The sequence below is a fragment of the Thiomicrospira cyclica ALM1 genome (assembly GCF_000214825.1).
In the GTDB taxonomy this organism is placed as follows: Bacteria; Pseudomonadota; Gammaproteobacteria; order Thiomicrospirales; family Thiomicrospiraceae; genus Thiomicrospira; species Thiomicrospira cyclica.
In genome coordinates, this window is record NC_015581.1 from 1414654 (window position 1) to 1427986 (window position 13333).

The following is a 13333-nucleotide window of genomic DNA, read 5'->3' on the forward strand; positions in this document are numbered from 1 at the left end:
CATCCATCACCCAATTAATTTTTCGTCAAACCTTTCAGTGCATTATATTCAGCCAGCATGGCATCAATCACATTCTGCAAAGCCTCTTCCAATACAGGATGATAATAAGGCATGGTTGACAAGTCTTGCAGCGTGAGTCCCATTTGCACTGACCACGCCAATAAATGCCCAAGATGTTCGGCATTAGGCATTGCTAATTCCCCGCCTAATAAACGCCCAGTTGCTCGATCAGCATAGAGGCGCATTCGACCGTAGTCTTGATCCATTACTATAGCACGGCCATTATTACAGTTTAAATCGAACGAGCCAATAAGCGTCGTATTTTTATCCAGTTCGTTATACTCACACCCTATCCGGGCGATCTGTGGATCACTGAAAACAATCGCTAATGGACATAAATAGTCACTACCGCGTAAGTGGGTATAGTGTATAGCATTTTGGGCGGCAGTTTTGCCTTCTCGGTTAGCTTCATGCAAAATTCCATGAAATCCACTAGCATCACCAGCCACAAATATCGGCAAATCACCCAGCTGCAGTGTAACAGGATCTATAGCAAGACCCTGCAGTTCTGGGGTTCGCCAATCGTCATTCGGCCGCCGACCCAAGGTCAATAGCACTTTGTCACCAACCCAATCACTATCTTGGTAGGTTATTTTAACCTGATTTCTATCTCTAAACGGCACAACCTGTTGATTTATGTGGATGGGAAAATGTTTTTGAATCTGCTCAAGCATAAACTCATTACAGTAACTATCTTGTAAACCTCCGATTTGCGCCTGCGCATCAAAGCCTATCACCTCCACCCCAAGTTTCGACAAGGCTTGCCCCAGCTCTAACCCAATGACGCCCAATCCAATAACTGCAAGACGTTTAGGTAACGTTTCCAACTCAAACACGTCATCACTGGTCAGTGCTAACTCACCGAGCTCTTTTTGCCAATCAGCAGGAACTATGGGCGTTGAACCGACCGCTACTATAATACGTTCAGCCTCAAACATTTTGTCAGCCACAACTAGCTTACCATCGGGATAAACTTTTGCTCGGCCACTGATAAAATGTTGGTCTGTTAAGCCGCCTGTAGTGCTGGCAATTAATCCAGACGTAAATCGATCACGAAAGCGCCGCACACGCTGCATGACCTTTGCCTCATCTAACTCGGGTAAACACGGCAGGTTAATTCCTAATGACTCTGCGTTCTGCCAGGCCTGGTAATGCTCAGCAATATGAATCAGTGCCTTGGAAGGCATACAACCCACCCTTGCACAAGTTGTGCCTAATGGGCCAGAATCAACCAAAATATAATCTTCTGTGTGCTTTTTTATTTCTGACCAAGCGGTCAAACCGGCAGAGCCCGCACCAATAATGGCATACTTAACCTTACGAATCTTGGGATGTGCTTGCATATAATTATAAGTCTCACTAAAAATTTACTGGTCAAGACCTAACCAAAGTTCTAAAATCAAAAATCTGCTACTAGGGTAACTTTACCACTATGCCTGATTGGCTTATAGACTCTTATCAACGTCACAGACGTTTTTTGCACCGGCTTTTTTACCCGCTAGTGATTGCCTTAATTGCAATCTTGGCGATGAATAGCGCCTCAGCAACCCCCCTTAGCCCAACGTTCTTATCCTACAGCGATCGTCTTATGCAACCCTTCTTTGGCGACCTCGATAAAATGAGAGACCGGCGCATCATTCGAGTGCTTATCAGCTATAACCGCACGCATTATTTTATGGCTGAGCATGGCAGCTTAGGACTAGAGTATGAATTTTTACGCGCCTATGAGGAAACTTTAAATCGCGGGCCATTACAACAGCGCTATCAAACCCATCTAATATTTATACCGACACCATTTGATCAACTGTTTGATGCCCTTAACGAAGGCCGTGGTGACATTATTGCAGCCGGCCTCACCATTACCGACTCTCGAAAAAACATGGCACTTTTTACCCAGCCATACATTACTGGCGTTAACGAAATCCTTATTAGTCATCGACAAGCCATTCAAATTGAACGTCTAGAAGACTTGGCTGGACAAAAAGTCATGGTTGTTGCTCATAGCAGTTACCTTGTAAATCTAATGCTGGCTAACCAATTTTTAGGCCAACTCGGATTGCAACCCATTGAAATTATACAAGCTCCGAGCACTCTTGATGCCGAGGATTTACTCGAGCTAGTGAATGCTGGAGTCATTGACTATACCGTTGTTGACGACCACATTGCCCGCGCTTGGTCTGGCGTGCTTGATAACCTCGTTTTAAAATCGAATATTGTGTTTCATCACAACGGTCAACTAGCCTGGGCTACCCGAAGCAATAACCCACAACTACTTGAATCCCTCAATAACTTTATTGAACGCCAAGCCAAGCCGGGTCGCTATCTAAGCAATGTCCTGTTCAATAAATATTTTGTTGATAACCGCTGGCTGAAAGAAGTCGGCCTAACCGCCGAAAGTTTTGATCAACTTAGTCAGCTGCGACCCTATTTCGAACTTTATGCTGATTTTTACGACCTGGACTGGCTACTAGTGGCCGCTGTTGCTTTTCAAGAGTCACGTTTTCGTAATCACTTAGTCAGCCCAAGAGGCGCTGTTGGCATGATGCAAATACGACCATCAACAGCCGCCGCACCACAAATTGCCATTGATAACATCAGAGACCTTGAACAAAACATTCATGCTGGAACAAAATATCTAGCCTATCTTAAACAACAAATTTTTACCGGTCCCGACTATACACCAGAAGAAAGCCTAAACTTTGCCTTAGCCGCGTACAATGCCGGCCAAACACGCATTAGACAATTGCAACGAGAGGCTGAACGAGCAGGCCTGGATCCCTATGTTTGGTTTTATAATGTTGAGCAGGTCGCACGACGTCGCATTGGTCATGAAACCGTTAATTATGTTCTTAGCGTACAACGTCACCAGACCACCTTTGGTACGACATTAAACCTGACTGATGAGCGTCGAGTCACTCGCGACCCAAGGCTGGACACACAAGCACAATCGCAAGAAACGCCCTAGCTAATCTTGCAAAAAACTTGTTTTTTTGGCCGAAAAGGTTAAAATTTACAGAATTTTTTTAAACCAACTGAGAGTTAATCCATGATTAGATTGCACGAAATTTTGAAGCGTGATGGCGTTAATAGTGAACTGAAACAAGTTATTAGCCATGTCATGATTGCCTGTAAAGAAATCTCACATAAACTGGGTCAAGGCGACTTGGCGGGCATTTTAGGTTCAAGCGTTACTGAAAACGTTCAAGGTGAAACTCAAAAACTATTGGATGTTGTATCAAACGACCTATTGAAAAAAATTCTTACAGAGGACAATTGTGTAAAAGGTATTGCTTCTGAAGAAGAAGACTACACAGTTGCTGGTACTGAGTCCGGTCGTTACCTGGTATTATTTGACCCGTTAGATGGCTCATCAAACATCGATGTAAACCTATCTGTTGGCACTATTTTCTCAATTCTTGAAGCACCTACTGACAGCCGTCAAGGTGATGATCAAGGTATTTACTTACAAAATGGTCGCAAACAAGTAGCGGCTGGTTATGTGCTTTATGGCCCATCTGCACTATTGGTTTTAACCACAGGCAAAGGCGTAAACTTCTTTACCCTAGATCGCCATATCGGTGAGTTTGTACTGACTCGTGAACAGGTAAAAATTCCAACCGACACAAATGAATTTGCAATTAACATGTCTAACCAGCGTTTCTGGGAAGATGGTATGAAAAACTACATCAACGACTGTCTGGCAGGCGAAACTGGCCCATTAGCTAAGCGTTATAATATGCGCTGGGTCGCATCAATGGTTGCTGAAGTTCACCGTATTCTTGTACGTGGTGGCATCTTCATGTACCCATGGGACAACCGTGAACCAAACAAGCCAGGTAAGTTGCGTTTAATGTATGAAGGCAACCCAATGAGTATGATTGTAGAACAAGCCGGTGGTTTATCTACAACGGGTCGTGAGCACATTATGGATGTTGATCCTAAAGAGATCCATCAGCGTTGCCCAGTCATACTTGGCTCTAAAAATGAAGTTGAAAAAGCCATGGGCTATTTAAAAGACTAACTTGTCAATTATTGATACCTGATGATATAACCACCCGCACTGCGGGTGGTGTTGTTTTAAGCTAATGTAATTATAAAAAGGACATGACATGGGATATGCAGCCGTTCCAGCAGGTAAAGATCTACCAAACGATATCAATGTAATTATCGAAATTCCAGCTTTTGCGCCCCCGATTAAATATGAAGTGGACAAGGATACGGACCTAGTATGGGTTGACCGCCTGCAAGGCGCCACAATGGCCTATCCTGCCAACTATGGCTACATCAATCAAACCTTAGCTAATGATGGTGATCCAGTTGATGTATTGGTTGTTACCCCGCACCCACTATTAGTTGGGTCGGTTATTCGCTGTCGCCCAATCGGCATGTTAAGAATGACTGATGATGGTGGTGAAGACGCTAAAGTCATTGCCGTACCTGTAGACAAGCTTAGCGCGATTTACAAAAACATCACGGCTGTTGAACAAATTCCCTTGCTAAAGGAACAAGTCGAACACTTCTTTAAGCATTACAAAGATTTAGAACCGGGGAAATGGGTGAAAATTGAGGGCTGGACCGACGCAGAGGGCGCTTTTGCTGAAATACTCGCTGGTGCGCAACGCTACCCAGGCTAGACTCCGATAGAAAGACACATCTAACCCTAATTAGCGAGCCATTTTGCTCGCTAATCATTTCACAGTTCGCCCTCATTAACGACTAATTCTGCTATAATTGTGCAAATTTCTTTGGAAAAGCACCTGACATGAATGTATCTGCTCAAACTGAATCTCATGACAAACAATTGCGCGCGCGCGTCAAACTGCTGGGGCAACTGCTTGGTGAAGTTATTGAAAGCCAAGTGGGACGCACCACCCTCGATGCTGTCGAAAAACTGCGCCGCGGTTACATCCAACTTCGTAAACAAGATGATCCTGAACTACGTCAATCGTTGGTTACGTTCATTGAGCAGCAATCACCCGAAAATCTTATTCTAATTATAAGAGCATTTAATATTTACTTCAGTTTAGCTAACCTTGCTGAAGAAGAACATCAGTATCATGGCCGTCAAAGCCAATTAAAATCAGATGGACCGCTTTGGATGGGCTCTATGCTTCAAACCATTGGTGAGTTTAAAGAAGCGGGTCTAGCAAGTGAAGACGTATCCAAACTATTAAGTAAAATTAAATACATTCCCGTGTTTACCGCGCATCCGACGGAATCAAAACGTCGTGCGGTTATGGAAAATCTACGCCGAATCTTTGTCACACTTGACGGACTCAACGAAGCAGAAACGCACAATAATAGCTATACCCGCCAAGACGTCATAAGCAAACTCCGCTACCAAATCCAGGTACTCTGGAAAACAGATGAAGTTAGACAAACCAAGCCAACGGTGAGTGACGAAATTCGAAACGGCATCTACTACTTCCGTCAATCGTTATTTCAATCAGTGCCTCAGGTTTATCGTTATTTAGAACGTGCATTAGGTCGCCACTATCCCGACATAGCACACCAGGTGCCACCTTTTTTAACCTTCGGTTCTTGGATTGGCGGTGATCGCGACGGCAACCCATTTGTAACCCATCAAACAACGCGAGAAGCGATTTATTTACAATCAAGATCGGTGCTGTATGAGTACGAAAAACGCTTATTAGAGCTTAGCGCCATGCTAACTCACTCGCGCCATATTTGTGATATCCATCAGGATATTATTAACCGAGCCACGATTGTTGATGCCGACCTACTTGAAAAAGTTTTCCATAAGCGTGCTGAACGTTTTAAAGATGAGCCCTATCGCCGCTTTCTATATTTAATGCGTGGTCGAATCAGAGAAAACTTAGCCTATATCGAAGCCCGTTTAAATAATGAACAACCACCTCAATCGTCATCACGCTTTGCTTACAGCTCGGAAGATGAGTTTTTAGCGGATTTACAGCTAATTCATGAATCCTTATGCAATCATGGCGATCAGAGCGTTGCTAATGCGACACTTAAAGATTTGATTCGTCTTGTAGAGACCTTTGGTTTCTACCTGATGCGATTGGATATTCGTCAAGAATCTACCGTACATACTGAGGCGGTTGCTGAGTTATTGAGTCATTTAGAGATTGATTACAACCAATTAGATGAAGCTGATAAGCTCAACTTATTGGCTAAACATGTTGCATCGGCAACTATTATTGATACCCAGCACCTGGCATTAAAACCCATGACTGCTGAAGTGCTCGAAGTTTTTAATGCGCTTCGAGAATTACGTAAAGAAATCAGTCCTAAAGCCTTTAATAACTATGTCATTTCAATGACGCATGAAGCCAGCCATGTGATGGAGGTGCTGTTTCTAGCTCATCAAGCTGGCCTAGCAGGCTACAACGCTGGTGAGCCCTATTGTGATATTCATATTACCCCACTATTTGAAACCATTGAAGACTTAGGCCACATTGTACCTGTTACCGAAAATCTATTTAATAACCCAACCTATCTGGCTTTATTAAAAGCCAGTGGTAACCAACAAGAAATCATGCTGGGTTATTCAGACTCGGCCAAAGATGGTGGCAACCTATCATCAGCTTGGTCGTTATATCAAGCTCAGCAAAAAATTATGAAAGTAGCTGATGCGTTTGAAATCGACTGTCGTTTATTTCATGGTCGTGGTGGCACGATTGGGCGCGGCGGCGGCCCAACCCATATGGCGATTTTATCCCAGCCAACCGGTACTGTTCGTGGTGAAATTAAATTTACCGAACAAGGTGAAGTCTTGTCTTACAAATACAGTAACTCAGAGACTGCCAGCTATGAACTGTCGCTGGGCGTAACCGGCTTGATGAAAGCTTCCTTATGCTTAGTGAAAGATGTCACAAAAGATGATCCTACGCATTTAAGCACCATGGAGCAGCTTGCAAAAGATGGCGAAGCTTCTTATCGTTTGCTAACTGACCATACTGAAGGCTTCTTTAAGCTCTTTTACGAAGCTACGCCAGTGAATGAAATTGGCTTGCTTAATATTGGCTCTCGCCCTTCACACCGCAAAAAAGGCAATTTATCCAAGTCTTCAATTAGAGCCATCCCTTGGGTATTTGGTTGGGCACAAGCACGCTTAACATTTCCAGCCTGGTTTGGTACAGGCCATGCCCTTGATGAGTGGACTAAACACAACAGCCAAGCAGGCCTGCTTGATATGTATAACAAGTGGCCATTTTTCCGTGCCTTGTTAAGCAATATTCAAATGGCCTTATATAAAACGCAATTAATTACCGGTAAAGAGTATTGTGAAATTGCCAGTGATCGTGAGCAAGCGATGCATATCTATAACATGATTGCTGAAGAACACGCACGCACGGTTGAATACTCCCTATCGGTCAGTGATAATCCCTACTTAATGGCTGAAACACCATCGATTGCGTTATCATTACAACGTCGCAATCCTTACCTAGATCCACTAAACCACATTCAAATAGTATTGCTAAAACGCTTTAAAGATGAAAGCGTCAGTGAACAAGAGCGCGATATTTGGTTAAAACCACTATTGAATAGTATCAATGCGATTGCGGCTGGTATGCGTAATACCGGTTAGGACGACTGCAAGCGCACGATTTGGTAATTGGCATCCTTTTGGGTATAATGGGCGCCGATTTACTTTTGACCCTTTTTGTAGGCAGGCACATAACACTATGCAAATCCAACTTTTAAAATCAAAGATTCACCGTGTGACAACAACACACGCCGAACTAGATTATGAAGGCTCTTGCGCAATTGATGCCGCCTTATTAACTGCGGCAGGTATTCGAGAGTACGAACAAATCCAAATCTATAACGTTCGAAATGGCGAGCGTTTCACCACCTATGCAATCACCGCAGAAGCAAACTCTGGTAGGATTTCAGTGAATGGCGCTGCAGCTCACAAAGCCGCGCCTGGTGATTTATTAATTATTGCAACTTATGCACAAATGAGTGAAGCAGAAGCGGACAGCTACAAACCTATGCTGGTTTATGTTGATGCTGATAACAAAATTACGCATACACGCAATACGATTGCGCCGCTAAAAACCGCCGTTTAATCGCAGTTACAGTTCAAGATTATCCAATAAACGGGTGGTCCCTAAACGCGCGACCACCAAAAGCACACTAGGCTGCTCTGCCACCGTCACCTCGGTTAAACGCTCTTGATCAACCCAAGCAATATAGTCCACGGCATCAAAACCAAGCGCCAGTAGCTTTTCCGTCGCGTCTGCTTGCAATTGCTGCCAACAAAGCGCCGGAGATGCGTCGGTAAGGGGCTGAAGGGGCTGAGTAAGATTGTGTGCCAAATCTTGCAGAACCTGGTACAGTTGCGGTGCAATCTTGCGCTGTCTAGCATCCAAGTATTGATTACGAGAACTTAAAGCAAGCCCATCCGTATCACGCGCAATCGGTCCCCTAAGTAGCTCAATAGGCCAGTTTAAATCGGCAACCATCGCCTGAATCACACACAACTGCTGGTAATCTTTTTGACCAAATACGGCTAAATGCGGCTGCACCAGATTAAACAATTTTGCAACGACGGTGACAACCCCGTCAAAATGACCTGGGCGCAGCGCCCCCTCAAAACGTGAGGCTAGCTGAGGATCGGCTTGCAAGCGCGTTTGCCGCCCCTGCGCAGGATACAACTCACTGACATCTGGACAAAACACTAGGTCACAGCCTAGTCTCCGCAAAGCATCGCAGTCGGCGGCTAATGTTCGGGGATATTGAGCAAAATCTTCATCTTCACCAAACTGGAGCGGGTTAACAAAAATACTCACGACCACGCAATCAACTTCCGCTTGTGCAAGACGAACCAGACTCAGATGCCCGGCATGCAAGTTTCCCATGGTGGGAATCAACCCCCATCGCTTGCCCGCCTGCTGCCAACGCGCAAGCTGAGCTCGCAAGGACGCAATATCATGCACCAGCTCCATTAACCAACCTCATGCGCTGCTGTGGGGAAATGACCCTGTTTCACCGCGGACACATAGGCGGCAAAAGCTGCTTGAATCGAATCACGTCCTGTTAAGAAGTTTTCACTAAATTTAGGCGTGTGCCCCGGTGTTAAGCCGAGTACATCATAACTCACCAACACCTGCCCGCTAACCGCACTCCCGGCACCAATACCAATGACCGGTATCGGTAGGGCCGCCGTAATTTGCCGAGCAAGATCGCTAGGGACACATTCAAGCACTAATAAATCAATGCCGGCCGCTACCAGCGCTTTGGCATCGGCTAACAATTGTGCCGCTTGTTCAGGATTAGTACCCTGCACCTGATAGCCTTTTTTCAAAACTGACTGAGGTAACAGGCCCAAGTGACCACACACAGGCACACCGCGCTCAGCTAAGGCTTTTACAAACGGCAAAATACGCTGACCGCCCTCCAGCTTAACCATATCCGCATGGCCCACTTTCAATAATTGCGCGGCACCATCCAATACACTGTCTAAACTCTTATCAGCCATAAACGGCAGATCGGCCACGCACCAGGCCTGCTGATTACCGCGCTGTACCAGTTGGGTGTGATACACCATATCCTCCAGTGTGACCGGCAATGTAGTAGCGTGACCCTGCACCACCATGCCCAACGAATCACCCACCAATATCACATCCATACCTGCCTCGTTAGCCCAATGAGCAAATGCGGCATCATAGGCTGTGACACAAGCAATCGGTTGTTTATTGGCCGCTAATTTATAAAGATGCTTGAGGGTTTTCTTCATGCCATTACCTTGTGCTTGGAAACATCGGATGCATATAAAAAACTATCCGGTAACATTGCTAAACAATCTTCAATCGCACCATAACCTGGCAGAACCAGACCTGGTGCCAAATCTAATAAGGGCACTAATACAAAATCACGCTGAGCTGCCATCGGATGAGGTAGTGTCAATCGTTCAGTTTGCAGTAGCGTTTGTGCATAACAAATAATATCTAAATCAATCAGTCGCTCGCCCCAATGACGTTGTTTGACTCTCCCCATCGCTAATTCTAAAGCCTGCAATTGATCCAATAACGCCTCTGGTGCTAAGCAAGTCAAAAAACCACAGGCGCCATTGACAAAATCTGGTTGATCTTGCGGACCTTGCGGTCTTGACCGGTACCACTTAGACACGCGTAACTCCTTGACACTTGGCCACAGAGAAATCTGGGCACAAGCCTGCTCTAATAGCTGTTGAGAGTCACCTAGGTTACTGCCTAAGCCTATATAGACTTGAGCCCAAGACGATGGCTCTATCATTGCGTGTGAAGGCGGATGACTAATCATTTGTCGACTGCGACGATTTCTTACGATAAAAATTTCGATTAGAACGCTTGCTCCGCACTGGTTTTATATCGCGAATCATCTGATTAGCAAAACGCACCTGCTCCAAGGAATCTTTTTCTTGGTATTGCGTCCACCAGTCGAATAGATCTTCAAGCTCCGTTTCACCTGCCGCCAAACGTATACCAATAAAATCATAAGCCGCTCTAAAGCGTGGATGAGCTCTTAGCACCGCTGCTCGGTCACCAAATCGCTTATGCAACCTAAATTGAAGATTCCAAATATCCCGAACCTGCGCGGTAAAACGTTTCGGTATCGAGGTATGCGCACACTGAACATGCAATACATCACCCGCGGCGGCAAAAAACGCATCTTGAGGTGATAAACCCTCTCGTAAATAGTCATGACGCGCCTGCATCATAGGCTCCCAAAGCATAGCTGCAAACAAAAAGGCCGGATTAACCGGCTTATCTTCCGCAATGCGGCGATCGGTACTCTGAAGAGCTTCTATTACCAGCTGGCGTGGAAACTGCTCCTTCTCGCTGGCTAAAATCGCATCCGTTAATGGAAACAGGTGCTTAAATAAATCATAGTGGCGCAGTTTTTCAAACACCAAAATTGCTGAACCACTATGAAAAAGCTTTAAGACTTCATCAAACATCCGCGCATTTGATACTTCCTTTAGCAGCACGCCCAGCTCACCAATGGGTTTTTCGGCACTTGGGGCTAATTTAAAACCCAACTTGGCGGCAAAACGAACCGCACGAATCATCCGCACAGGATCTTCCCTATAGCGTACCCAAGGATCCCCAATTAATACAATCTGCCCCGCATAAAGGTCTTCACGTCCAGCAACGTAGTCAATAACCACATCCCGCTTTGGGTCATAATAGAGCGCGTTTATTGTAAAATCGCGACGCCATACATCTTCATCCATGGACCCGTAAACATTGTCACGTAGTAAACGACCTGAGTCATCAACTTGACGCGCCGGATGACCATTCTCTTGATCGCCACGAAAGGTTGCAACCTCAATAATTAAGCGACCATAACGGATATGAGCCAAACGAAAACGTCGACCAATTAATTGACATCGATGACGAAACACCTGTTTTACTTGATCCGGTGATGCGTTCGTGGCAATGTCAAAATCTTTAGGCTCAATGCCAAGCATCAGGTCTCGCACGGCACCGCCAACAAGATACGCTTCATAGCCCGCCCGTTTTAAACTGAATACAGTATCAAGCGCAGCTTTATCAATAAGCCGATGATGAATGCCTTGCTGATACCCGGAATAAGACTTTACCGATGTACCAGCTGTCTCCGAGCCATCGACTGAGCGTGTCTGTGCAGGTGCAATTCCAGCTAATCGGCGCGAAATTGCATTAAAAATTCGTTTAATCATGGTGAATTCATTACAAAATAAAGTCGTATTTTAGCAAGGTTGCTGAGCAATTAGCCAATAATTATGATATTGGTTTTAAAACTTTGGATAAGGTTGCGCCTAGCCTATAGAATCGGCTAACATTTGAACTATTTAATGGGAGATACCTGTGGCTCAGTCACTTGATACGCAACAACAAGACCTCGTAAATCGGCTTAATTATTTTAGTAATTGGAAGGACAAGTATAAATACATCATTGACCTTGGCAAACAACTAACGCCCTTTCCAGAAGAACTCAAAACCGAAGAAAACCGAATTCATGGCTGCCAATCGCAAGTTTGGATTGCCATTAATGAGCAAGACGGCAAATTACAGCTTCAGGCAACCAGTGATGCCGCGATTGTTTCAGGATTAATCGCAATATTACTTCGGGTCTATCATGATCACACGCCAGAACAAATCATTAACACACCACTCGATTTCTTAGCGACCAGCGGTTTACTCCAACACCTTTCCCCAAACCGTTCAACCGGGCTTTATCATATGATTAAACGTATTCAAGCTGAAGCGCAAGAGCGTATCTAACTATCACATAAAGATAAAGAACAGCGTTTTCGGTCATAAAAAACCCGGCTGATGCCGGGTTTTTGTTAAAGACTTACTAACTTAGCTATTAAGCAATTTTTAACTCTTCTTGAAGTGTTGCTTCTAAAGCGGCAATACGATCTTCGAGTGGGGGATGCGACATAAACAGGGCACCCAACTTGCTTGGACGATTCGAAATACCAAACGCGGCCATTTGATCTGGCAACTCGCCTGGTTGCATCATCTGCAAACGACGTAAAGCAGCAATCATATTTTCTTTACCGGCTAAGTAAGCGCCGCCATTGTCTGCGTGGAATTCACGACGACGCGAGAACCACATGGTGATAATACTTGCCAGAATCCCAAAGATAATTTCAAAGATAAACGATGCAACAAAATAGCCAATGCCATGACCTGACTCATTCTTAAGAATAACACGATCAACGAAATGACCGGCAATACGTGCAAAGAAGATAACAAAAGTGTTAACAACACCCTGCACCAACGCCATGGTGATCATGTCACCATTAGCAATATGTGCTACCTCATGACCCAAGACGGCTTCGACTTCATTACGCGTCATATTGCGCAATAGACCAGTAGATACCGCGACCAACGCCTTATTCTTACTCATGCCAGTGGCAAAAGCATTTGGATCCGGCGCGTTGTAGATAGCGACTTCCGGCATCCCAATCCCTGCTTTTTCAGCTTGACGACGCACCGTATCAACCAACCACTGCTCATCGGCATTGCGGGGATTTTCAATCACCTGAGCACCGGTCATCTTTTTGGCCATAAATTTTGATAGGGCCAAAGACACAAATGAGCCAGCAAAACCAAATACCGCTGCAAAAATAAGCAGGTTGCCCAACGCCAAGTCAACGCCGTTTGCCTGCAGGGTCGAACCGACACCCAACAAGCTCAATACGATCGATGCTATTGCAATGACCGCGATGTTGGTTAATAAAAACAAACCAATTCGTTTCATTTTTGTTTCTCCTTAATTGAGAAGGTTAAAATTTATCACTGTTAATATA

Annotated in this window: 12 protein-coding genes; 6 read left to right on the forward strand and 6 right to left on the reverse strand. The window is 44.9% G+C overall.

Annotated features, from left to right (window positions below; all coding sequences use genetic code 11):
• Nucleotides 1-14 precede the first annotated feature (14 nt).
• Entirely contained in the window at nt 15-1403 is a 1389-nt protein-coding gene (locus THICY_RS06280; RefSeq protein ID WP_013835779.1) for a dihydrolipoyl dehydrogenase, read from the reverse strand.
• A gap of 89 nt (nt 1404-1492) precedes the next feature.
• Between THICY_RS06280 and THICY_RS06285 the strand changes: the two genes are divergently transcribed.
• From THICY_RS06285 to panD, 5 genes are all read left to right on the forward strand, one after another.
• Nucleotides 1493-3025 carry an MltF family protein gene (locus THICY_RS06285; RefSeq protein ID WP_013835780.1) on the forward strand — a complete coding sequence of 511 codons (1533 nt, stop codon included), beginning with the start codon at nt 1493-1495 and terminating at the stop codon, nt 3023-3025.
• A gap of 81 nt (nt 3026-3106) precedes the next feature.
• Complete coding sequence (locus tag THICY_RS06290; RefSeq protein WP_013835781.1) at nt 3107-4081, forward strand: class 1 fructose-bisphosphatase; 975 nt, start codon at nt 3107-3109, stop codon at nt 4079-4081.
• Nucleotides 4082-4169: 88 nt separating this feature from the next.
• Entirely contained in the window at nt 4170-4694 is a 525-nt protein-coding gene (ppa, locus tag THICY_RS06295) for an inorganic diphosphatase (RefSeq protein ID WP_013835782.1), read from the forward strand.
• 128 nt (nt 4695-4822) lie between these two features.
• The gene (gene ppc / locus THICY_RS06300; RefSeq protein ID WP_013835783.1) at nt 4823-7630 is read left to right on the forward strand and encodes a phosphoenolpyruvate carboxylase; all 2808 of its coding nucleotides are present in this window, start codon (nt 4823-4825) and stop codon (nt 7628-7630) included.
• 97 nt (nt 7631-7727) lie between these two features.
• Complete coding sequence (panD, locus tag THICY_RS06305; protein WP_013835784.1) at nt 7728-8114, forward strand: aspartate 1-decarboxylase; 387 nt, start codon at nt 7728-7730, stop codon at nt 8112-8114.
• A 6-nt stretch (nt 8115-8120) separates the two neighbouring features.
• On the opposite strand, the gene panC is transcribed toward panD, so the two are convergent.
• Genes panC through pcnB form a run of 4 tightly spaced genes read right to left on the reverse strand, consistent with a single transcriptional unit; the run spans nt 8121 to nt 11731 of the window.
• On the reverse strand, nt 8121-8993 hold the full coding sequence (panC, locus tag THICY_RS06310; RefSeq protein ID WP_013835785.1) for a pantoate--beta-alanine ligase: 873 nt from the start codon (nt 8991-8993) through the stop codon (nt 8121-8123).
• The gene (panB, locus tag THICY_RS06315) at nt 8993-9784 is read right to left on the reverse strand and encodes a 3-methyl-2-oxobutanoate hydroxymethyltransferase (RefSeq protein WP_013835786.1); all 792 of its coding nucleotides are present in this window, start codon (nt 9782-9784) and stop codon (nt 8993-8995) included. The genes panC and panB overlap by 1 nt, the downstream gene beginning before the upstream one ends.
• Nucleotides 9781-10329 carry a 2-amino-4-hydroxy-6-hydroxymethyldihydropteridine diphosphokinase gene (gene folK / locus THICY_RS06320; protein WP_013835787.1) on the reverse strand — a complete coding sequence of 183 codons (549 nt, stop codon included), beginning with the start codon at nt 10327-10329 and terminating at the stop codon, nt 9781-9783. The genes panB and folK overlap by 4 nt, the downstream gene beginning before the upstream one ends.
• On the reverse strand, nt 10322-11731 hold the full coding sequence (gene pcnB, locus THICY_RS06325) for a polynucleotide adenylyltransferase PcnB (RefSeq protein WP_013835788.1): 1410 nt from the start codon (nt 11729-11731) through the stop codon (nt 10322-10324). The genes folK and pcnB overlap by 8 nt, the downstream gene beginning before the upstream one ends.
• Nucleotides 11732-11879: 148 nt before the next feature.
• Here pcnB and THICY_RS06330 point away from each other — a divergent pair, with 148 nt between their 5' ends.
• Nucleotides 11880-12296, forward strand: coding sequence for a SufE family protein (locus tag THICY_RS06330; protein ID WP_013835789.1), 417 nt, complete (start codon nt 11880-11882; stop codon nt 12294-12296).
• An 88-nt stretch (nt 12297-12384) separates the two neighbouring features.
• On the opposite strand, the gene htpX is transcribed toward THICY_RS06330, so the two are convergent.
• Nucleotides 12385-13284 (reverse strand): protease HtpX, encoded by a 900-nt coding sequence (gene htpX, locus THICY_RS06335; protein ID WP_013835790.1) that lies wholly within the window; start codon nt 13282-13284, stop codon nt 12385-12387.
• Nucleotides 13285-13333: the final 49 nt, after the last annotated feature.

Coding starts and splice junctions, on each gene's coding strand:
- THICY_RS06280 (WP_013835779.1), bottom strand. CDS start 1,403: ATGCAAGCACATCCCAAGATTCGTAAGGTTAAGTATGCCATTATTGGT.
- THICY_RS06285 (WP_013835780.1), top strand. CDS start 1,493: ATGCCTGATTGGCTTATAGACTCTTATCAACGTCACAGACGTTTTTTG.
- THICY_RS06290 (WP_013835781.1), top strand. CDS start 3,107: ATGATTAGATTGCACGAAATTTTGAAGCGTGATGGCGTTAATAGTGAA.
- ppa (WP_013835782.1), top strand. CDS start 4,170: ATGGGATATGCAGCCGTTCCAGCAGGTAAAGATCTACCAAACGATATC.
- ppc (WP_013835783.1), top strand. CDS start 4,823: ATGAATGTATCTGCTCAAACTGAATCTCATGACAAACAATTGCGCGCG.
- panD (WP_013835784.1), top strand. CDS start 7,728: ATGCAAATCCAACTTTTAAAATCAAAGATTCACCGTGTGACAACAACA.
- panC (WP_013835785.1), bottom strand. CDS start 8,993: ATGGAGCTGGTGCATGATATTGCGTCCTTGCGAGCTCAGCTTGCGCGT.
- panB (WP_013835786.1), bottom strand. CDS start 9,784: ATGAAGAAAACCCTCAAGCATCTTTATAAATTAGCGGCCAATAAACAA.
- folK (WP_013835787.1), bottom strand. CDS start 10,329: ATGATTAGTCATCCGCCTTCACACGCAATGATAGAGCCATCGTCTTGG.
- pcnB (WP_013835788.1), bottom strand. CDS start 11,731: ATGATTAAACGAATTTTTAATGCAATTTCGCGCCGATTAGCTGGAATT.
- htpX (WP_013835790.1), bottom strand. CDS start 13,284: ATGAAACGAATTGGTTTGTTTTTATTAACCAACATCGCGGTCATTGCA.